The 20,139-nt window shown below is 66.1% G+C and carries 18 protein-coding genes; 5 read left to right on the top strand and 13 right to left on the bottom strand.

Annotation, left to right across the window (positions count from 1 at the left end):
- Positions 1-99: 99 nt before the first annotated feature.
- Genes fghA through ACK6C6_RS08035 form a run of 4 tightly spaced genes read right to left on the bottom strand, consistent with a single transcriptional unit; the run spans position 100 to position 2,393 of the window.
- Positions 100-942 carry an S-formylglutathione hydrolase gene (gene fghA / locus ACK6C6_RS08020; protein ID WP_409266772.1) on the bottom strand — a complete coding sequence of 281 codons (843 nt, stop codon included), beginning with the start codon at positions 940-942 and terminating at the stop codon, positions 100-102.
- Between the two features lie 60 nt (positions 943-1,002).
- Complete coding sequence (locus tag ACK6C6_RS08025) at positions 1,003-1,581, bottom strand: chromate transporter (RefSeq protein ID WP_409266773.1); 579 nt, start codon at positions 1,579-1,581, stop codon at positions 1,003-1,005.
- Positions 1,578-2,165 carry a chromate transporter gene (locus ACK6C6_RS08030; RefSeq protein WP_409266775.1) on the bottom strand — a complete coding sequence of 196 codons (588 nt, stop codon included), beginning with the start codon at positions 2,163-2,165 and terminating at the stop codon, positions 1,578-1,580. Before ACK6C6_RS08030 ends, ACK6C6_RS08025 begins: the two co-directional genes overlap by 4 nt.
- 51 nt (positions 2,166-2,216) lie before the next feature.
- Positions 2,217-2,393 carry a hypothetical protein gene (locus ACK6C6_RS08035; RefSeq protein WP_200879943.1) on the bottom strand — a complete coding sequence of 59 codons (177 nt, stop codon included), beginning with the start codon at positions 2,391-2,393 and terminating at the stop codon, positions 2,217-2,219.
- A gap of 468 nt (positions 2,394-2,861) precedes the next feature.
- On the opposite strand from ACK6C6_RS08035, the gene ACK6C6_RS08040 reads away from it, so the two are divergent.
- The gene (locus ACK6C6_RS08040) at positions 2,862-4,952 is read left to right on the top strand and encodes an ATP-dependent helicase (protein ID WP_409266776.1); all 2,091 of its coding nucleotides are present in this window, start codon (positions 2,862-2,864) and stop codon (positions 4,950-4,952) included.
- Positions 4,953-5,294: 342 nt separating this feature from the next.
- On the opposite strand, the gene ACK6C6_RS08045 is transcribed toward ACK6C6_RS08040, so the two are convergent.
- The gene (locus ACK6C6_RS08045) at positions 5,295-5,939 is read right to left on the bottom strand and encodes a phosphohydrolase (RefSeq protein WP_409266777.1); all 645 of its coding nucleotides are present in this window, start codon (positions 5,937-5,939) and stop codon (positions 5,295-5,297) included.
- 121 nt (positions 5,940-6,060) lie between these two features.
- On the opposite strand from ACK6C6_RS08045, the gene glpD reads away from it, so the two are divergent.
- The gene (gene glpD, locus ACK6C6_RS08050) at positions 6,061-7,617 is read left to right on the top strand and encodes a glycerol-3-phosphate dehydrogenase (RefSeq protein WP_409266778.1); all 1,557 of its coding nucleotides are present in this window, start codon (positions 6,061-6,063) and stop codon (positions 7,615-7,617) included.
- Positions 7,618-7,671: 54 nt separating this feature from the next.
- Entirely contained in the window at positions 7,672-8,286 is a 615-nt protein-coding gene (locus ACK6C6_RS08055; protein WP_409266779.1) for a glutathione S-transferase family protein, read from the top strand.
- A gap of 112 nt (positions 8,287-8,398) precedes the next feature.
- Here ACK6C6_RS08055 and ACK6C6_RS08060 read toward each other — a convergent pair whose 3' ends face one another.
- Both ACK6C6_RS08060 and ACK6C6_RS08065 read right to left on the bottom strand, forming a co-directional pair.
- Complete coding sequence (locus tag ACK6C6_RS08060; RefSeq protein WP_409266781.1) at positions 8,399-9,277, bottom strand: chemotaxis protein; 879 nt, start codon at positions 9,275-9,277, stop codon at positions 8,399-8,401.
- Positions 9,261-14,165, bottom strand: coding sequence for a HAMP domain-containing protein (locus tag ACK6C6_RS08065; protein WP_409266782.1), 4,905 nt, complete (start codon positions 14,163-14,165; stop codon positions 9,261-9,263). The genes ACK6C6_RS08060 and ACK6C6_RS08065 overlap by 17 nt, the downstream gene beginning before the upstream one ends.
- A gap of 353 nt (positions 14,166-14,518) precedes the next feature.
- Between ACK6C6_RS08065 and ACK6C6_RS08070 the strand changes: the two genes are divergently transcribed.
- Positions 14,519-15,253 carry a LuxR family transcriptional regulator gene (locus tag ACK6C6_RS08070; protein ID WP_409266783.1) on the top strand — a complete coding sequence of 245 codons (735 nt, stop codon included), beginning with the start codon at positions 14,519-14,521 and terminating at the stop codon, positions 15,251-15,253.
- Here ACK6C6_RS08070 and ACK6C6_RS08075 read toward each other — a convergent pair.
- Positions 15,228-15,500, bottom strand: coding sequence for a helix-turn-helix domain-containing protein (locus ACK6C6_RS08075; RefSeq protein WP_209586274.1), 273 nt, complete (start codon positions 15,498-15,500; stop codon positions 15,228-15,230). The genes ACK6C6_RS08070 and ACK6C6_RS08075 overlap by 26 nt on opposite strands.
- Positions 15,501-15,655: 155 nt before the next feature.
- Between ACK6C6_RS08075 and ACK6C6_RS08080 the strand changes: the two genes are divergently transcribed.
- Positions 15,656-16,249, top strand: a complete 594-nt coding sequence (locus ACK6C6_RS08080; RefSeq protein ID WP_409266784.1) for an acyl-homoserine-lactone synthase — start codon at positions 15,656-15,658, stop codon at positions 16,247-16,249.
- Here ACK6C6_RS08080 and ACK6C6_RS08085 read toward each other — a convergent pair.
- The 5 genes from ACK6C6_RS08085 to ACK6C6_RS08105 all read right to left on the bottom strand — a co-directional run bounded on the left by ACK6C6_RS08085 (position 16,246) and on the right by ACK6C6_RS08105 (position 20,056).
- A complete protein-coding gene (locus ACK6C6_RS08085; RefSeq protein WP_409266786.1) occupies positions 16,246-18,273 on the bottom strand; it encodes a prolyl oligopeptidase family serine peptidase in 2,028 nt (675 codons plus the stop codon). The two genes, ACK6C6_RS08080 and ACK6C6_RS08085, sit on opposite strands and share 4 nt — an antisense overlap.
- A gap of 108 nt (positions 18,274-18,381) precedes the next feature.
- Positions 18,382-18,678: a hypothetical protein gene (locus ACK6C6_RS08090; protein WP_409266788.1), complete on the bottom strand. Its 297-nt coding sequence runs from the start codon at positions 18,676-18,678 to the stop codon at positions 18,382-18,384.
- Positions 18,679-18,882: 204 nt separating this feature from the next.
- Positions 18,883-19,062: a hypothetical protein gene (locus ACK6C6_RS08095; RefSeq protein ID WP_409266789.1), complete on the bottom strand. Its 180-nt coding sequence runs from the start codon at positions 19,060-19,062 to the stop codon at positions 18,883-18,885.
- A complete protein-coding gene (locus ACK6C6_RS08100) occupies positions 19,059-19,553 on the bottom strand; it encodes a hypothetical protein (RefSeq protein WP_409266790.1) in 495 nt (164 codons plus the stop codon). The genes ACK6C6_RS08095 and ACK6C6_RS08100 overlap by 4 nt, the downstream gene beginning before the upstream one ends.
- Positions 19,550-20,056: a lysozyme gene (locus tag ACK6C6_RS08105; protein ID WP_409266792.1), complete on the bottom strand. Its 507-nt coding sequence runs from the start codon at positions 20,054-20,056 to the stop codon at positions 19,550-19,552. The genes ACK6C6_RS08100 and ACK6C6_RS08105 overlap by 4 nt, the downstream gene beginning before the upstream one ends.
- Positions 20,057-20,139 lie beyond the last annotated feature (83 nt).

Here is a 20,139-nt window from a genome sequence, read left to right on the forward strand (position 1 = left end):
TCCATGATAAGGACTGAGAGTGCCGGTGGGTGCCGGCAATGTCTTTATAGGATGGAGGCCGCAGCATTTCAAGCGGGCGCAGCCGTGTCCGCCTGGTCTTCAGCCAAGCAGCCTGCGGTGAAAGCGCAGGTGGTCTTCCACAAACGTCGAAATGAAGTAATAACCGTGGTCGTAGCCCTCATGCCGGCGCAGGGTCAAGGGCTGGCCCGCACGGGCGCAAGCTTGCTCGAAGGCTTCCGGATACAGCTGCTCGGCCAGGAATTTATCGGCCAGCCCCTGGTCGATCAGGATCCCGCCCGGGAAGGGCGCCGCGTCCATCGCGGCCATCAGTTCGCTCGCATCGTACTGGCGCCAGTTCGCCTGGTCGGCGCCCAGGTAGCCGCCGAAGGCCTTCTGGCCCCACGGGCAGCGCATCGGCGCCGCGATCGGCGCAAAGGCCGACACCGAACGGAACAGGCCTGGATTGCGCAGCGCCATCATGAGCGCGCCATGCCCGCCCATCGAGTGCCCGAAGATGCCCACCCGGGCCGGGTCGGCCGGCAGCTGGGCTACTACCTGCTCGCGCAGTTCCAGGATGTGACTGTACATGCGGTAGTGCTGCGACCATGGCGCCTCGGTGGCGTCGACATAGAAGCCGGCGCCCGCCCCGAAGTCCCAGCTGTCGGTCTCGCCGGGCACGCCGGCGCCGCGCGGGCTGGTATCGGGCGTGACCAGGATCAGGCCTTCCTGCGCCGCCACCCTCTGGGCGCCGGCCTTGATCATGAAGGTCTCTTCGGTGCAGGTCAGGCCGGCGAGGTAGAACAGGACAGGCAGGCGCTTGCCTTCGGCGCCGGGCGGCAGGTAGACGGAAAAGCGCATCGGCAGGCCGATGGCGGTCGAATCGAAGCGGTAGAAGCGCTGGACGCCGCCGAAGCAGGCATGTTCGCTGAGAAGTTCGAGCATGGGTTCGCTGGATGAGTGGTCAATCCCGCAAGTATGCCCTGTGGCGTTGCAGCTTGCCAGTCAGACGAATCCGAGCGCGCCGAGCAGGGCGCCGGCGCCCAGCATCCACAGCAGGTGCAGGCGGGTACGCCAGATGAGCAGGCAGGATAGCAGGGCCAGCAGCCAGGCCGGCCAATTGCTTTTGCCAGACCCGGCGCCGGCGAGCAGCCAGCTGGTGGCCAGGAGCATGCCGATCACGATCGGCGCCATGCCAAGGCGGAAGGCGCGCACCGCGCGCAGCTCGCGGTTGCGGTGTCCCCACTGCGCGATGTGGTAGTTGAGGATGGAGGAGGGCAGCAGGATGCCGGCCATGGTCAGCGCCACGCCGCCCAGGGCCGCGCCGAAGCTGCCGGTGTTCATGCCCAGGTGCCAGCCCATCAGCGCGACGAACAGCACGTTGGGGCCCGGGGCCGCCTGCGCCAGCGCGATCGCATCGCTGAACTGCGACTGGGCCAGCCAGCCCTTGTCTTCAACCAGGAAGCGCTGCATGTCGGCGCTGACCGAGATCGCGCCGCCGAACTGCATCAGCGACAGCATCAGGAAATGGACGAACAGGCCGAGCCAATCGTGCCATCCCAGAACGAGCGGGGCCGCCGTCATCGCAGCCTGCGCCAGGCCAGCACGCAGCCGAGCGCACCCAGCGTGGGCAGCACCCAGGCCAGCGGCGCACGCAGCCAGGCCAGCAAGGCGAAGGCGGCCGCCGCGATCCCGACCGAGCAGGGAAGCGGGATCGGGCTCCTGGCCAGTGCGCTCGACAGCTTCAGGCCGGTGGCGGCGATCAGGCCAGCGGACACGGCCGCCATGCCGCGCAGCGCGCCGGCCACCGCGGGATGGTCCGCATACTGCGCGTGGAAGGCCGCCAGCACCAGGACCAGCACCAGCGGCAAGGCCAGCAGGCCGGCGACCGCGGCCGCGGCGCCGGGCAGCCCGAACCAGCGCGCCCCGATCATGATCGACAGGTTGAGCACGTTGGGCCCGGGCATGATCTGCGCCACGGCCCAGTCCTCGATGAATTCTTCCTGCGTCAGCCAGCGCTTGCGCTCGACGATTTCGCGCTGGACGACCGCCAGCACCCCGCCGAAGCCTTGCAGGGCGAGGACGGTGAAGGAGACGAACAGGTCGGCCAGCGAAGTGGGCCGGGGACGGTCCGGATCGGGGACGGCGGCGGGAGGCGGAGCGCGCATCCCCGGATTATCGCCGGGCCGGCGCCCGCCTGTCCACGCGGGGATAGGCCCTCAGCCGCCGCCGATACCCCGCATGACCTTGCCGCTGCCGCCGCAGTTGGAGCAGGGCCGGCCATCGGACAGCTTGCCGGTGCCGGCGCAGGCTTCGCAAACGTCTTCTCCGGCGCCGGGCGTACCGGGTTCCGCTTCGTCGCCGGGATTCAGGTCGGGATCGGGTTGCATGCTCATGGCGTCCTCACAGTGGTTGGTCACGCGGCCATTGTAGGCGGCGCAGGCGGGAGACGGCGCAGCGCTGGACGCTGAGGCGAGCCGGGCTTATACACAAAAATTGCCGTAAAATAACTTTGTGCGCGTCCGTTCCCCTTGCGCGACAGCTGCGCGTAAACCCTTGATTTCTGGGGCTATCGCGATTGCCTTCCCAATAGGCAAATTGTTGAAAGCCGCACGGATGGCCGCATTCGGCGTGTCAAGCCCCCGCTTTTCCACATAGTTATTCACAGACTTTGTGGATATCAGGAAAACTTTTTAATTATTAACTACTTAGCATGTCTTCTGCATGTAATCCATGACCTGACGCCGGGCAAAATGTGGATTCAATCGTGCGCGGGCTTGACTCTAGCTTTCTTGAGGCTTGCGCAAGAGAACTGGATAAATGTACAGTATGGCATTTGCAGCCGCCCTTTCCTTGCCCACCCCATGTCCGCCGTCCTCCAGCAGTCCGCCCCAGATGATCCCTTCGCCGGGCTGAATGCCGAACAGCGCGCCGCGGTCGAGCACGACATTGGCGCCGCCAGCGTGCGGCCGCTGCTGGTGGTGGCGGGGGCGGGCTCGGGCAAGACCAATACGCTGGCGCACCGCGTCGCGCGTCTGATCCAGCTGGGTGCCGATCCCCAGCGCATCCTGCTGCTGACGTTTTCGCGGCGTGCGGCGGGCGAGATGAGCCAGCGCGCCAGCGGCGTGCTGCAGCGCCTGCTCGGCAAGGGCGGCAGCGCCAACGCGGCCCAGCTGAGCCTGCCCTGGGCCGGCACCTTCCACGCGATCGGCGCCCGCCTGCTGCGCGAGTATGCCGGCCGCATCGGCCTGGACGAATCCTTCACCATCCACGACCGCGGCGACTCGGAAGACCTGATGGGACTGGTGCGCCACGAAATCGGCCTGTCGCATACGGAAAAGCGTTTTCCGCTGAAGGGCACCTGCCTGTCGATCTATTCGCGGGTGGTCAACAGCCGCGAGCCATTGGAGGCGGTGCTGCAGTCCACCTTCCCCTGGTGCAGCGAGTGGGAAGGGCAGCTGAAAACCCTGTTCGGCGCCTACGTCGACGCCAAGCAGGAGCAGAACGTGCTGGACTACGACGACCTGCTGCTGTTCTGGTCCGAGATGGCGAGCGACCCGGAGCTGGGCCCGGAGCTGGGCGCCCGCTTCGACCACGTGCTGGTCGACGAGTACCAGGACACCAACCACCTGCAGGCGGCGATCATCACCGGCATGAAGCCCGGCGGCGAGGGCGTGATGGTGGTCGGCGACGACGCCCAGTCGATCTACGCCTTCCGCGGCGCCACCGTGCGCAACATCCTCGACTTCCCGAAGCAGTTCTCGCAGCCCGCCGAAGTCATCACGCTGGAACGCAACTACCGCTCGACCCAGCCGATCCTCGACGCTTCCAACGCCGTCATCGCCGCCGCCCGCGAACGCCACGCCAAGACGCTGTGGACCGACAAGGCCTCCAGCCTCAAGCCGCAACTGGTCCTGATCCCGGACGAAGCCGAACAGGCGCGCTGGGCCTGCCGCCGCATCCTGGAACACCGCGAAGCCGGCATCGCCCTGAAATCGCAGGCGGTGCTGTTCCGCGCGGCCAGCCACAGCGCCGCGCTGGAGCTCGAGCTGATGCGTCGCAACATCCCCTTCGTGAAGTTCGGCGGCCTGAAGTTCCTGGAAGCGGCCCACATCAAGGACGTGCTGGCGGTGCTGCGCTTCGCCCAGAACCCGAACGGGCGCATGGCGGGCTTTCGCGTGGCCCAGCTGATCCCGGGGATCGGCCCGGCGACCGCCACCCGCCTGCTGGATGCGGTGGGCGAGGCCGCCGACCCGCTGGCGGCGGTGGAAGCCTTCGCCGCGCCGGGCAAGAGTCTCGAGGACTGGGCCGCCTTTAGCGCACTGTACCGGCGCCTGCGCACGCCGGGACTGCGCTGGCCGGCCGACATCGAGCTGGTCAAGCAATGGTACTTGCCGCACCTGGAACGCATGTACGACGACGCGCAGGTGCGCGCCGCCGACGTCGAGCAGCTCAGCGCGCTGGCTGGCGGGCACGCGACGCGCGAGAGCTTCCTGGCCGAGATCACGCTCGACCCGCCGGAAGCCACCAGCGACCGCGCAGGCAGCCCGCTGCTCGACGAAGACTACCTGATCCTGTCGACCATCCATTCCGCCAAAGGACAGGAGTGGAAATCGGTGACGGTATTGAACGTGGTGGACGGCTGCATTCCGTCGGACATGAGTACCGGGAACAACGACGACATCGAAGAAGAGCGGCGCCTGCTCTATGTGGCCATGACGCGCGCCCGCGAACACCTGCACCTGGTGCTGCCGAACCGCTTCTTCATCAAGCAGCAGGCCCAGATGGGCGACCGCCACGTCTACGCGGCCCGCTCGCGCTTCATCACCCCGGCCATGCTGAAGCATTTCGAGGAGACGACCTGGCTCAGCGCGGACACGCAGCAGCTGCGCAAGCCGGTACCGGAGAGCGTGCGCATGCTGGTGCGGGAGCGCGCTCGGAACGCGTGGAAATGAGCGAAGATCGGCACACGTTGAGGACTTATCCCCCGTGCGGCGATTTTGTAGGAATATGCCCCAGACCCCCGCACTGCACAAAAGTGGGGCGCGTGCAAGTCATTGATTTTTAGAGTTTTTCAATTTGCCTGCGGAACGGGCAATTTGTTGAAACCCGCATCATTACTGGACTTTCAGCTTGTCAAGTAGTGCTTTTCCACATCTTTATCCACAGTTCTTGTGGATATTGAAGAACTTCCCATGAAATCAATCGCTTACGTGCGAAGCTTGAGTTTCCTCAAGATTCGACGCCGAGTTGCAGCCCAGCTTTGCAAGCTGGTGTAGAAAGCCCGTGTTGCGGGATCAGGCAGGCGCGTTGGCGCAGGCCCGCTTCAGGCGATCCAGCTCGGCCAGGAAGCGTTCTGCAGCAAGGCCAGGGGGCCACGGTTCCCAGGGCGTGCCGCCGAAATAGGGCACCAGCGGGTCCTGGTCCAGCACGTCGGCGCGGATCTTCAGCGTGCGCTTGACTTCGTCCGGCGTCCAGCCGGTCACGTGCACGGCTTCGCTTGCCGCCGCGAGCCGGTCGGCCTGCTTGTGCAGCCTGTGCTCCTTCTCGGTCCAGGCCGGCAGGCCGTAGCGCAGGAAGACCATCTGCTCCAGGCGCAGGGTCAGCGCGCGAAAGCCCTCGCCCAGGAAGGGCTTGATCACCGAGATCGCATCGAAGCCGAGCAGGCCTTCCTCGGCGTCGTGCAGCAGCTCGCGCAGCTCCTGCAGGGGCGTGGGCGGGGGAGCGATGGCGCGGCGCAGCAGCATCACGGTCAGCGAGTGCTGGGCCACCGACAGGGGCAGCGGCCAGGCTGAATGCCCGCCCCAGCGGTAGGTGCGCGCCAGGCCCAGCGCCAGGTCGGCGTCGTCCCAGTCGAAGGGAGTCGGGTTGAGCAGGTCCAGGCGCTTACCGGAAGGCATGCGGACCCAGGCACGCACGTCGGCGCTGGATGAGTTGTGCATGCGCCGATTTTACACACCGGCGGGTCCATTCTCCGCATAATTGATACAAGCAAAGATGCTCCACTGCCGAGTGCCTACACTGGACCGGCTAGGCGGGCCCGGCCCGCAGACGGGAGGCGACATGAACGAGGACACCCAGCTGGAATGCGACGTGCTGGTCGTGGGCGGCGGCATCAATGGCGCGGGAATTGCGCGAGATCTTGCCGGGCGCGGCCTGAAGGTGCTCCTGTGCGACAAGGACGACCTCGGGTCCCACACGTCTTCCGCTTCGAGCAAGCTGATCCACGGCGGCCTGCGCTACCTCGAGCACCGCGAGTTCAGCCTGGTGCGCAAGGCGCTGCGTGAACGCGAAACCCTGCTGTGCAGCGCACCGCACATCATGCATCCGCTGCGCTTCGTGATGCCGCACGACGCCACGCAGCGGCCGGCCTGGCTGATCCGCGCCGGCCTGTTCCTGTATGACCGCCTGGCGCCGCGCAGCTTCCTGGCCGCTTCAAAAGCGGTGGAGCTGGCGGGGCACCGCGCCGGCGACGCGCTCAAGCCCAGCTTTACACGCGGCTTCGAGTACTCGGACGGCTGGGTCGACGATGCCCGGCTGGTGGTGCTGAATGCACTCGATGCGCATGAGCGCGGCGCCACCGTGCTGACGCACACGCGCTGCACCGCCTTCGAGCGCCACCCGCAGTACTGGACGGCGACGCTGGTGCGCGGTGAGCGCAGGCTGAGGGTCAAGGCGCGCTGCCTGGTCAACGCGGCCGGGCCCTGGGCCGCGCGGGTGGCCCAGATCGCCACCGGCAGCGCTCCCGCGCGCCGCCTGCGCCTGGTCAAGGGCAGCCACATCGTGGTGCCGCGCCTGTTCGAGCACCAGTACGCCTACATCTTCCAGCACCCCGACGGGCGCATCGTGTTCGCGATGCCCTATGAAGGCGCCTTCACCCTCATCGGCACCACCGACCTCGAGTTCCAGGGCGACCCGGACGGGGTGGCGATCGCCGGCACCGAGACCGCCTACCTGTGCGAGCTCGCCAACCGCTATTTCCGGCGCCAGGTCGCGCCCGCGGACGTCGTCTGGTCCTACTCGGGCGTACGCCCGCTGCTCGAAGACGACGCCGCCAGCGCCAGCGCGGCCACGCGCGACTACCTGCTCGGGCGCGATACGGCGGGCGCGCCCCTGCTGTCCGTCTTCGGCGGCAAGATCACCACCTTTCGCAAGCTGGCCGAGGAAGCGGCGGACTGGATCTCCGGCGCACTCGGGCACACCCGGCCGGGATGGACGGCGCAGGCCGTGCTGCCAGGTGGAGACCTGTTCGGCAGCGTGCCAAACAGCCGCGCCGTGCTCGAATTCGACGCCTGGGTGGCCGCGCTCGAACGCCGCCATCCCTGGCTGCCTGCCAGCCTGGCGCGGCGCTGGGCGCGTGCCTACGGTACCCGTGCCGAGATCCTGCTGGCCGGCGCTGCCGGCATCGATGACCTGGGCGAAGAGGTGGCCCCCGGCCTCCATGCCGCCGAGTTGCGCTACCTGATGCGGCACGAGTGGGCCGGCTGCGCCGAGGACGTACTGTGGCGCCGCAGCAAGCTCGGGCTGCACCTGCCCCCTGGTTGTGCGGACGACGTCGACGCCTGGATGGATGCCGCGCGGGCCAGCGAAGGGACGGCCTCGCTGGTCGAACCGGCCTGAACTCCTGCCGGTTCGCGCTATCATGGCCATCCCTGTCCAAGGATGGAAAAGCCCATGCGTCTCTACGTCAGTCCCCGCGCCCCCAATCCGCGGCGTGTCACCATGTTCATGGCGGCCAAACGAATCGAAGGCATCGAACTGGTCGACGTCGACCTGAATGCCGGCGGCCACCGCAGGCCTGAATTCACCGCCCTGAATCCGCTGGCGCGCGTTCCCGTGCTGGTGCTCGACGATGGCCGCGCGCTGAGCGAGACGCGCGCCATCTGCACCTACCTCGAAGGCTTGTATCCGGAACCGAACCTGATGGGAGTGGACAGCACCGAGCGCGCCTTCATCGAGATGGCCGACCGCCGCATGGAGCTGCACCTGATGCTGGAAACGGCGCTGTGCGTGCGCCATACGCATCCGGGGCTGGCAAGCCTGGAGCAGCCGCAGTTTCCGGACTTCGGCGCGGCGCAGGGACAAAAGATGCGCGCAACGGCGCGCTGGCTGGACGGGGAGCTGGGCAGGCAGCCCTACGTGGCTGGGGAACGGTTCACGATTGCCGATATCACGGCCTTTTGTGCGATCGAATTCGCACGCGGATTGCTGAAGTTCAGGCCGGGACAGGAGGGGATGACGCACCTGCAGGCGTGGCGCGACAGAATTGCGTCTGAGAACAGGGTTTAGTCTGCGACCGTTCGAACGCTGGATGACCGCGTGGGCAGGAGACCTGCCCACCCTACAACTGCATTCGTAGGGTGGGCGGGTCTCCCGCCCACGGGGTCAACACCAAGTTGCGTCATCGAACGCGCTTGTACCAGCCCCCGTCCTCGAACAACAGCTGGTAATCCGCCGCACCGGCGTCGGTGGGCGCGAGTTCGCGGTCCAGCCCCAGCACCCCGAACAGCGACAGGCTGTCGCGGAACAGGCGCAGCACGCGCTGGCGCAGCAGCGGCCCGAAATCGGGCAGGGCGCGGCGGCAGATGATGCCGTGGAACTCGTTGAACGAGGCGTCCGTCACCAGGCTGTACTGCGCCCAGGTGATGCGTTCGCGCAGGCGCGGCAGCAGGCGCGCTTCGCCGTTCTCGATCTCGAAGTAGTCGCTCAGGCGCCCGACGCCCCCGCTGGCCTGGTACCGGGCCTGCGACTGGGTCAGCTGGGCCACCGGCAGCGAGGCGTTGCGCACGTCGAACAGCAGCTCGTCGCTGGCGACAGTGGCGAACACCTCGGTGCGGCCGTACAGCTTTTCCTCGGCCAGCAGGATCGCCAGCGTCCAGGCCTCGGCCACGCCGGCCGGCTCGGCCAGCCAGACCTTGGGCAGGGCGGTCGGACGCAGGCTGTCGCCCAGCGCGGTACGCAGGCGCCGCGTGTCCTCGGGCAGGTCGAACAGCTCCGCCTGCGGCACCGCCAGCGTGCGCACGAGTTCGTGCGCGACACCGGCTTCGTGCAGCACCCGCTCCTGCAGGCTGGAGATGGTCGCCAGCTTGCGCGCGCGCAGCAGCGCGAACAGCTTGTCGCGCAGCCTGGGCCGCGCATAGCCGCGGAAATCGACGCCGAAGCGCTGGTAGACGGCTTCCAGCAGCAGTTCGATCTCGAGTTCCTCCGTTGCCTGGGCGGCGGCGAACCCGGACCAGGCACTCAATTCACCCATCGCCGCGGCCTTAGTGGAGCCAGACACGCATCATCGACAGCAGCTGGGCCACATCGACCGGCTTGGTGATGTAGTCCGAGGCGCCGGCGGCGATGCACTTGTCGCGGTCACCCTTCATCGCTTTCGCGGTCAGGGTAATGATCGGCAGCGAACGGAACTTCGGGATGCGGCGGATCGCCCGCATCGTGTCGTAGCCGTCCATCTCCGGCATCATGATGTCCATCAGGACGATCTCGATGGTCGGGTCCTTCTCCAGCACCTCGATGCCGTCGCGGCCGTTCTCGGCGAACAGCACCTGCATCTGCTGGCGCTCCAGCAGGGTGGACAGCGCGAAGATGTTACGCAGGTCGTCGTCGACGATCAGCACCTTGCGGCCGGCCAGGCCGCCGTCTGCCGCATGGATCTCTTCCAGGATGCGGCGCTGCTGCTCCGGCAGGCTGGCCTGCGAACGGTGCAGGAACAGGGCGGTTTCGTCCAGCAGGCGCTCCGGCGAGCGGGCGTCCTTCATGACGATGGTCTTGGCGTAGCGCTTGAGCTTGGTGACCTCCTTGCGCGACAGCTCCTTGGCGGTGTAGATCACCACCGGCAGGTCGCGCAGGCGCTCGTTGGCGCCGATGCGGTCCAGCAGGTCGAAGCCCGAGACGTCCGGCAGGGTCAGGTCCAGCACCATGCAGTCGAAGCGCGCGCTTTCCAGCGCGGACCAAGCGGCGGCGCCGGTGTCGACCGTCACCATGTGGATGTCGGCGTTGCCGATCAGGGCCACGATCGACTCGCGCTGGGCCATGTCGTCTTCCACCACCAGCAGCGAACGCTTGCCGCCCATCAGGAACTTCTGGATGCGCTTGAACTCTTCCTGCAGCGCCTCGCGGCCCACCGGCTTGTTGATGTACGAGATCGCGCCCTGGCGCAGCGCGCGCTCGCGCTCGCGCAGCGAGGACATCACGTGCACCGGGATGTGGCGGGTGTTCGGGTCGCGCTTGAGGCGGTCGAGCACCGTGAAGCCGTCGATGTCCGGCAGGTCGATGTCGAGCAGGATCGCCGACGGCAGGTAGTCGCGCGCCAGCGACAGCGCCGAATCGCCGCGCTGGGTGACGATGCCCTTGAAGTTCTTCTCGCGGGCGAAGTCGAGCAGCACCTTGGCGAAGCGCTCGTCGTCTTCCACGATCAGCACCGACGGGTCGCCCGGGGTCACCAGGCCGCGGTCGTCCAGCACCGAGGAGTATTCGACCAGCGAGCCGGCTTCCACCGTCTCGGCAGTCGCCACCTCGGCGCTCGCTTCCGTCACCGGCTGGTGAGACACGGTGGTGGCCGGGGCCGGCGGCGGGGCCAGGCGGGCCGGCTGCGGCTGGCGGGTCTGTTCGTAGTTGATGAAGCCGGCGCGGTTGTACGGCAGGTACAGGGTGAAGGTCGAACCGACGTTGACGGTCGACTCGACGCGGATCTCGCCGCCCAGCAGGCGCGCCAGTTCGCGCGAGATCGACAGGCCCAGGCCGGTGCCGCCATATTTACGCGCGGTCGAGCCGTCGGCCTGCTGGAATGCCTCGAAGATCAGCTGCAGCTTGTCGGACGGGATGCCGACGCCGGTGTCGCGCACCGAGAACGCCAGCACCGCGTCGGCGTGTACCAGGTTCGGGTGGTCGTGGGTCCAGCCGCTGTTCACCAGCGAGATGGTCAGTTCGACCTGGCCGTGGCTGGTGAACTTGAACGCGTTCGACAGCAGGTTCTTCAGGACCTGCTGCAGGCGCGTGGTGTCGGTCATCACCGCGGTCGGCAGGTTGTCCGCCAGATCGACCTGGAAGCCGAGGTGCTTGGCCTCCGCCATGTGGCGGAAGGTGCGATCCACGTAGTTGCGCAGGTTCGAGAAGCGGTATTCCGACACGTCCAGCGTGACGGTACCGGATTCGATCTTCGACAGGTCGAGAATGTCGTTAATCAGGGTCAGGAGGTCGGAACCGGAGCCGTGGATGGTCTTCGCGAACTCCACCTGGCGCGAGGACAGGTTGCCTTCCGGGTTATCCGAGAGCTGCTGCGCCAGGATCAGGAGCGAGTTCAGGGGCGTACGCAGTTCGTGCGACATATTGGCCAGGAACTCGGACTTGTACTTGGAGGACAGGGCCAGCTGGGTCGCCTTTTCTTCCAGCGCCAGCTTCGCCTGTTCCACCTCGCGGTTCTTGCGTTCCACCTCGATGTTCTGCTCGGACAGCAGGCGCGCCTTCTCCGCCAGTTCCTGGTTGGTCTGCTGCAGTTCCTGGGCCAGGGACTGCGACTGGGTCAGCAGCGACTCGGTACGGCTGTTCGCCTCGATCGTGTTCAGGACCACGCCGATCGATTCCATCAGCTGGTCGAGGAAGGACAGGTGGGTCTCGGTGAAGCGGTCCAGCGAGGCGATCTCGATGACGGCCTTGACCTGCTGTTCGAACAGGATCGGCAGCACCACGATGTTGTTCGGCGGCGCCGAGCCCAGGCCCGAGGACACCACGATGTAGTCGCGCGGCACGTCGGTCAGCCAGATGCGGGTCTTCTCCAGCGCGCACTGGCCCACCAGGCCTTCTCCCGGCAGGAAGGAGGTCGGCAGCTTGCGGCTGGAACGGTAGCCGTAGGAGGCGATCATGCGCAGGCGTGCGTCGGTCTCCTGCGAATCCATCATGTAGAACACGCCATGGTGGGCCGACACCAGCGGCGCCAGTTCCGACAGGATCAGCTTGGTCACGGCCTGCAGGTCGCGCTGGCCCTGCAGCAGGCGGGTGAAGCGCGCCAGGTTGGTCTTCAGCCAGTCCTGCTGCGCGTTCTTCTGGGTGGTCTCCTTCAGGTTGCGGATCATCTCGTTGATGTTGTCCTTCAGGTAGGACACCTCGCCGCGCGCTTCCACCTGGATCGAACGCGAGAGGTCGCCACGGGTCACCGCGGTCGCCACCTCGCCGATCGCGCGCATCTGGTTGGTCAGGTTCGCCGCCAGCTGGTTGACGTTCTCGGTCAAGTCCTTCCAGGTACCTGCAACACCCGACACGTTCGCCTGGCCGCCCAGTTTGCCTTCGGTACCCACCTCACGGGCGACGCGCGTCACCTCGGATGCGAACGAGGACAGCTGGTCCACCATGACGTTGATGGTGTCTTTCAGCTCCAGGATCTCGCCCTTCACGTCCACGGTGATCTTCTTGGACAGGTCGCCGCGCGCCACCGCGGTCGTCACCGCCGCGATGTTACGCACCTGGCCCGTCAGGTTCGAGGCCATGAAGTTCACGTTGTCGGTCAGGTCTTTCCAGGTGCCGCCGACGCCCGGCACGTAAGCCTGGCCGCCGAGTTTACCTTCGGTACCCACCTCACGCGCCACGCGGGTCACTTCCGATGCAAAGGAGGACAGCTGGTCCACCATGACGTTAATCGTGTTCTTCAGCTCGAGAATCTCGCCCTTCACGTCCACGGTAATTTTCTTGGACAGGTCGCCGTTCGCCACCGCGGTGGTCACCTCCGCGATGTTACGCACCTGGCCGGTCAGGTTGCCCGCCATCGAGTTCACGCCGTCGGTCAAGTCCTTCCAGGTGCCCGCAACGCCCGGCACGTTCGCCTGGCCGCCCAGGCGGCCTTCGGTACCCACCTCCCGCGCCACGCGGGTCACCTCGGATGCGAAGGAGTTCAGCTGGTCGACCATGACGTTGATGGTGTTCTTCAGCTCGAGAATCTCGCCCTTCACGTCCACCGTGATCTTCTTGGACAAGTCGCCGTTCGCCACCGCGGTGGTCACGTCCGCGATGTTACGCACCTGGCCGGTCAGGTTACCCGCCATCGAGTTCACCGAGTCGGTCAAGTCCTTCCAAGTGCCCGCGACGCCCTTCACGACCGCCTGGCCGCCGAGTTTACCTTCGGTACCCACCTCGCGCGCCACGCGGGTCACTTCGGATGCGAACGAAGACAGCTGGTCCACCATGACGTTGATGGTGTTCTTCAGCTCGAGAATCTCGCCCTTCACGTCCACGGTAATCTTTTTCGACAAGTCGCCGTTCGCCACCGCGGTGGTCACCGCCGCGATGTTACGCACCTGGCCCGTCAGGTTCGAGGCCATGAAGTTCACGTTGTCGGTCAAGTCCTTCCAGGTACCCGCCACGCCCGGCACGTAGGCCTGGCCGCCGAGCTTGCCTTCGGTACCCACCTCACGCGCCACCCGGGTCACCTCGGATGCGAAGGAGCGCAGCTGGTCCACCATGACGTTGATGGTGTCCTTCAGCTGCAGGATCTCGCCGCGCACGTCCACGGTAATCTTCTTGGACAAGTCGCCGTTCGCCACTGCGGTGGTCACCTCGGCGATGTTACGCACCTGCGAAGTCAGGTTACCCGCCATCGAGTTCACCGAGTCGGTCAAGTCCTTCCAGGTGCCCGCCACGCCCTTCACCTGTGCCTGGCCGCCGAGCTTGCCTTCGGTACCCACCTCACGCGCCACGCGCGTCACCTCGGACGAGAACGAGGACAACTGCTCCACCATGGTGTTCGCGGTCATCGCCGCGCGCAGGTACTGGCCCTTGAGCGGGTGCCCGTCCACTTCCAGCGCCATGGTCTGCGACAGGTCGCCCTTCGCCACCGCGCCGATGACGCGCGCCATCTCGGTGGTCGGACGCACCAGGTCGTCGATCAGGGTGTTGACCGAGCTGATGATGGTGGCCCAGCCGCCCACCACGCCCGGCAGGTCCGCACGCTGGGTCAGGTGGCCTTCGCGGCCCACCACGCGCGACACGTCGGTGACCGTCTCCACCATCTTCTGCTTGGTTTCGATGATGTCGTTGAGCGTGTCGGCGATCTTGCCGGACACGCCAGTCCAGTCCGAGGGCATGCGGACCGAGAAGTCGCCTTTTTTCAGCGCCATCAGGGTGGTCAGCAATAGCTTGACGTCCAACTGCTCGCCCATGTCGGTCATGTTGTTCATCGACTAAATCCTTGTTTCGCGTGGGTGGTGAAAGAGTGCCGCGCCGGCGGGACCGGCGACTGTGAACTGTTAACTGCTGAGAAGATACTCTTGTAAAAATTCAAGTCAAGCATCGCAATCGGTGTGAGGTGCTAACGCCAGGAAATATTGCTATTTAGAAAACCTGGAATGGGCATTCGGCGGAGGGTAACGTAATCTCCATCAATACAGCGCACGATTGCAGGAGCGTTGTTGTATTTGAACGACAACTGTGCGTATCTCCAAGCTAACATTGGTTGAAGCTGTGGCAATTGGTGAATATGTGGACGCTAAAGTCATTTAGGATGAATGAGGTATTGACCCGGATTTGTCCTATGATCGACACCGCACTATTGCTGGGGCTGCTGGAAGCCGGAGACGACCGCACCTGGGCGCAGCGTCTGTTCGAGCTTGCGCGCAGCCAGGGCTTCGACCAGATGCTGGTTGGCGTTGTGCCGTCGCGCCATGTACGTTTCGAACACGCCTTTATTCGCAGTAATTATTCGGCGGAGTGGCGTAGCCGGTATGAAGTCAACGGCTTCCACTATGTCGACCCGACCGTGGTCCATTGCGTCTCGAACACCCTGCCGCTGGTCTGGGCGCCGTCCACCTTCGGCAGCGGCGTGCCGGGCGCCCTGTACGAGGAAGCCAGCGCGCACGGCATCCGCAGCGGCGTGACCTTGCCGATCCACGGCCCGCAGGGCGAGCTTGGCATGATCAGCTTCGCGTCCGACCTGCGGCCCGACGCGCCTTTCGAGCGCTCGCTGTTCGAGGCGCTGCCGGCCCTTTCCCTGATCCGTGACTATGCCTTCGCCTCATCGGCGCGTTTCCGCGAGGCCAAGGCGGAGCCGGAGCTGCCGCGCCTGACCCGGCGCGAGCTCGAGGTGCTGCAATGGGTCATGGTCGGCAAGTCCTCCTGGGAGGTCGCCCGGATCACCAACTGCTCCGAGGCGACCGTCAATTTTCACCTGGCCAACGTGCGCCAGAAGTTCGGCGTGAACACCCGCCAGCAGGCGGTGGTCAAGGCGATTGCCCTGGGCCTGATCACGCCAGAAGGTCACCATCGCTGACCCGTCCATTGACGTAGAGGCGCAGCAGGATGGCGACCGGGGGAGGGACCGCAAGGCCGGTCTCGAAGCGGCTTCCGCTCGATTGGGTGACGCCGAAACGGCTCCAGAATTTTTCCTGGCTTTCGCGTTTGGCAATGCGCAGGCGCCGCAGTTCATGTGGCGCGGACCGCTGCGCGCCGCCCGCCTGTGCCGCTTGTTGCGCTTCCAGTTCCGCCGCAAGTGCGTCGCACATCATCTCGTTTCCCATCTTTGCTCCTTTCCATCGGTGGCTATGCAAACTGCAAGTATTCCACCGGCGGCGCGCATAGCCACCTAGCAGAGCTGATAGTTCCGAATCTGCCCGTCATGCATGAATCTTGTATGCCAAGTGCATAGCTTGATTAACCACACCAGGGGCCAGAAATGACGATGCAAATCAAAATCGCAGCACGCCGTGAGTTCAAATCCAAAGACCTGTGGGAGATGCACACCCTGCGCGCCAAGGTGTTCAGCGGGCGCCTGGGCTGGGAAGTGCCCGTCATGTCCGGCATGGAGATCGATGGCTACGACGCCCTGGATCCGGCCTATATGGTGATGCGCGAGCCCGCCGGCGCGCTGCTCGGCTGCTGGCGCCTGCTGCCGACCGAAGGTCCCTACATGCTCAAGGATTCCTTCCCGCAGCTGCTCGAAGGCCGCGCGGCGCCGAGCGACGCACGCATCTGGGAGCTGTCGCGCTTCGCCCTCGAGACCGACAAGGAGAACCGCTACGGCTTCTCGGACATGACCATGCAATGCTTCGAGGCCGTGATCCGCTACGGCATCGAGAACGGCCTGACCCATTACGTGACGGTGACCACCACCGCGATGGAGCGCCTCACCCGGCGCGCCGGCGTGGTCACCAGCCGCCTCGGCGAGCCGCAGCGCATCGGGATCGAGAACGCGGTGGCCTTCTATGTCGACGTGCGCGCCACCTGGGAAGCGCTGTATGCCCAGCGCATGGCCCCTCAGGCCGCCTAATCCCTGCCGAGCTGGCGCCGCAGGAAAGTCCAGGTGAGGGCCCACATGCGCGCGGTCTGCGCATTGTCGGCCGCGCCGGCGTGGCCGCCCTCGAGGTTTTCCCAGTACAGCACCTCGTGGCCCTGTTCCAGCATACGCGCCGCCATCTTGCGCGCATGGCCCGGATGCACGCGGTCGTCGCGGGTCGAGGTGGTGAACAGCACGCGCGGGTAGCGCTGGCCGGAGCGCACCCGGTGGTAGGGCGAGTAGCGGGCGATCCAGGCCCACTCGGCCGGGTCGTCCGGGTCGCCGTATTCGCCCATCCAGGAAGCGCCGGCCAGCAGCAGGTGGTAGCGCCGCATGTCGAGCAGCGGCACCTGGCAAACCACGGCATTGAACAGCTCGGGACGCTGGGTGAGCACCGCGCCGACCAGCAGGCCGCCATTGCTGCCGCCCATGATGCCGAGCCGGCGCGGGCTGGTGATCTTGCGCGCGATGAGGTCTTCGGCCACGCCGATGAAGTCGTCGAAGGCGCGCTGGCGGTCCTGCTTCAGCGCCGCCTGGTGCCAGCCTGGGCCGAACTCGCCGCCGCCGCGGATGTTGGCGACCACGTAGACGCCGCCGTCTTCCAGCCAGGCCGAGCCGCTGATCGCGCCGTAGGACGGTTTGAGGGACACCTCGAAGCCGCCGTAGCCGTACAGGACCGTCGGGTTGTCACCGTCGAGCGGGGTGTCGCGGTGCATCACGGCGAAGTAGGGCACCCGGGTGCCGTCGCGCGATGGCGCCTCGAACTGGTGCACCTGCAGGCCCTGGGCCTGGAAGAAGGCGGGCATGCTTTTCAGGGGCTCGCGCGCGTCCGTGCCCGCTTCCATCAGGTACAGGGTGGACGGTTCGGTGAAGCCGGTCATGGTCAGGAAGTAGCGGTTCGAGGCGACCCGGTCGAAGGCCCAGGTGTCGAGCGCGCCCATGTTCGGCAGATCGACGTCGCGCGCCTGCCAGCGGCCGTCCTCGCGGCGCAGCTCGACGATGCGGTTCTTGACCTTGTCGAGCACGGTGAGCAGCAAGGCGTCGCGGGTGACCGTGAGGCCGTCGAGCGAGGTGAGGGGCGAGGGCAGGAACAGGGGGGCGAAGGCCGCCTGGCCGCCCAGCGCCGCATCGAAGTCCGCGGCCAGCAGTGCGCCCTGCGGATAGGTCGTGCCGCCCGCTTCCCAGTCCGATCGCAGTTCGATCACGAGCTGGTCGCGCACCGCGAAGGCATTCGCATCCTCCGGCTTGGGTAGCTTGATGAGCCGGCCGTCGCGCCGCAGGAACAGTTCGCTGCTGTAGAAGCCGATCTGGCGCTGCACGAACGCGCGCTCGAAGCCGGGCGTCGCATCGGTCCATGCCGAGGCGGACAGGTCGTCCTGCCTCGCCTCGAACACCGTCGCGGCCGCCTCGAGCGGCGTGCCGCGCCGCCACTCCTTGACGATGCGTGGATAGCCCGATTCGGTGAGCGAACCGGGGCCGAAGTCGGTGCCGACGAACAGGGTGTCGCGGTCGATCCAGGCGACGTCGCTCTTGGCCTCCGGCAGATTGAACCCATCGGGCACGAAGCGGCGCTCCATGACGTCGAACTCGCGCACCACGTGGGCGTCGCCGCCGCCGCGCGAGAGCGAGACCAGGCACAGCGCCCCGTCGGGCTCGAGCCAGGTGACGCCGCCCCAGACCCAGTTCTCGCCCTCCTCGCGTGCAAGCAGGTCGAGGTCGATGATCGTCTCCCAGGCCGGCGCCCCCTTGCGGTATTCGTCCAGCGTGGTGCGGCGCCAGATGCCGCGCGCGTGAACGGCGTCGCGCCAGAAGTTGTACAGCAGGCCGGCGTGGCAGCCGGCGTACGGGATCTTCTCGGTGGAGTCGAGGATGGCCCGCAGGCGCGCGCGCAGGGCGGTGCAGGAAGGCTGTGCTTCCAGCTCCGCCTCGGTGATCCGGTTGCGCCCTTCGACCCAGGCGCGTGCCCGGGCGCCGTCGACCTCTTCGAGCCAAAGATACGGGTCATGCTCGTTTTTCATAAGCGAATCAATGCTTTAGAGATGATTTGAAGGTGTTACAAAAGGCACCAAAAAACACTGTATATCAGTTCGAAAAACAATGACTTACAGCTGTATTTTAGTAGAAGGTCAGCGCGCTTCTATCATCACCGACCACTCCTGAACATAGGCCGGCCCGGCATCGCCCTGCGGCCTTTCCTCGCCGTAGAGCAGCATGCCGTGGCCGTGCATTGTGACCAGCTTGGCGTGGTGGAGGATAGGGAGTAGCGGCTCGCCCACTTGGGAATTCGGATCGCTGACGCTGGCCACAATGACGCCAGCCAGGCCATAGACGCGCACCTCGCCCTGGACGAAGTCCGATCGGGCAATATCGTGATCCGAGAGGCGCTTACCGGCCGCGCGCAGGCGTTTGACTTTACCGTACATAGGGCAAGTCTAGCACCGTTGAGCTATCGCAAGCTGGCTAGGTCGGCCGGTGCTATGCTCATTGGATGACCAAACGCACCGACCGCTTGACCGCCTTCCATGTCGACCTAGCCATTAACCTGGCCGGGTCGCATGGGGTCGCTGCCGGCGCCGCCGAACTGTTCCGGATGGGCTTGCCGCTTGAGCTGGCCCGGCGGGTCTTGCTCAGGCCATCGGAGCGGCGAGGGCGCGCAGGGCTAGCAACTCTGCCTCAGCCGCCCGCAGCCGGGCAAGCTCCTGCGCGCTGATCATCTGCAGCGGCGTCTCGTCCTTCTCGCCGCGGTGGATGGTGCACACGTGGGTCGTGCCCTGGTCGGTGTGGGCATGGAGATCGAGCGTGCTCATTTTTCTTGTCTCGGGTTCGTCGGCCACGCTTGCTCGAGCGTCAGCGTGTCGCTGGCGTGTCGGTCAGCCTTTTCTGCCAGCTCTCGATATTCGCTCTGGCAGTTTTGGAGTACGGCTGCAAGGGTTGTGGCTGAGTGGCGGAGGGCTTCGACGGAAGCGTCGGGCACGCCGCGGCTAATTGCGGCGAGGGTGTCGCGCAGGCTGAGAGAAGCGCCGGCAGAGCCAGCAGACAGAGTCCGGATGATCTGATCGCGGGAGTTCGCATTTTCGAGGGCCTCGTTGCGTTGCTTATTCCAATCCTGCTCGCGCAAGCGCGCCAGGTCTTTTGCCGCCGCCAGTTGGGCGTCGCGGGTTGCGATCTCGGCCTGATGAGCGGCGTTGAGCCGCCAGCCGTTAGCCGTCCAGCATGCGGCGCCCGAACCGGTCGCCACCACGACCAAGACGGCGGCGCCGATCAGGAGATGGGTGCGGGAGGGAATTGCGCCCATCATTGCGCCTCCATGCATTTGCGATGCCGCTCGAGCTGGCGAGTCCATACGCCGGCGCAGACCTTATTGCCAGGGACGGAGCAGTCGTAGCCGCCGGACTTCTTGTAGAGCAGCAGCGCGTCGCAGGCCTGCGGGTAGCGCCCAGCCAGCAGCTCGCGCCGCATCGAGGAGGCCCGCCAGGCGCCGGCGCCGTACTGGTAGACCCAGTCCACGTACAGGTCATACTCGGCCTGATGCAGGGCCACGCCGGGGAGTGAGGCGCGGAACGCCGCCTCCTCCTTCGATAGGTGAGCGGCCGCGCGCTGCACCGCGCGAACCGGAGTCACGCGCTCGCCCAGCTTCACCGGCGAGCCGTCCTCCTTGAATGTCGAGCCAAAGCCGTTGGTAGGGCGGTCGTTCTTGGTGGGGATGACGGCCGTCTCGGTATAGCCCTCGCTGGTGACGATGCCGACGAAGGCTGCAGCGCTCAGCGTCAGGCCGGCGACAATCTGCCGCACGCGCGTCATGGTTTCGCCCCGTGGGCTTCCAACTGCGCCAGCCGCACCTCGCGTTCGCGCTGATCCAGGTCGGCCAGCTTCTGCTCGCGAGC

The organism is Massilia sp. BHUDP2 (assembly GCF_046236355.1).
GTDB lineage: Bacteria > Pseudomonadota > Gammaproteobacteria > Burkholderiales > Burkholderiaceae_D > Telluria > Telluria varians.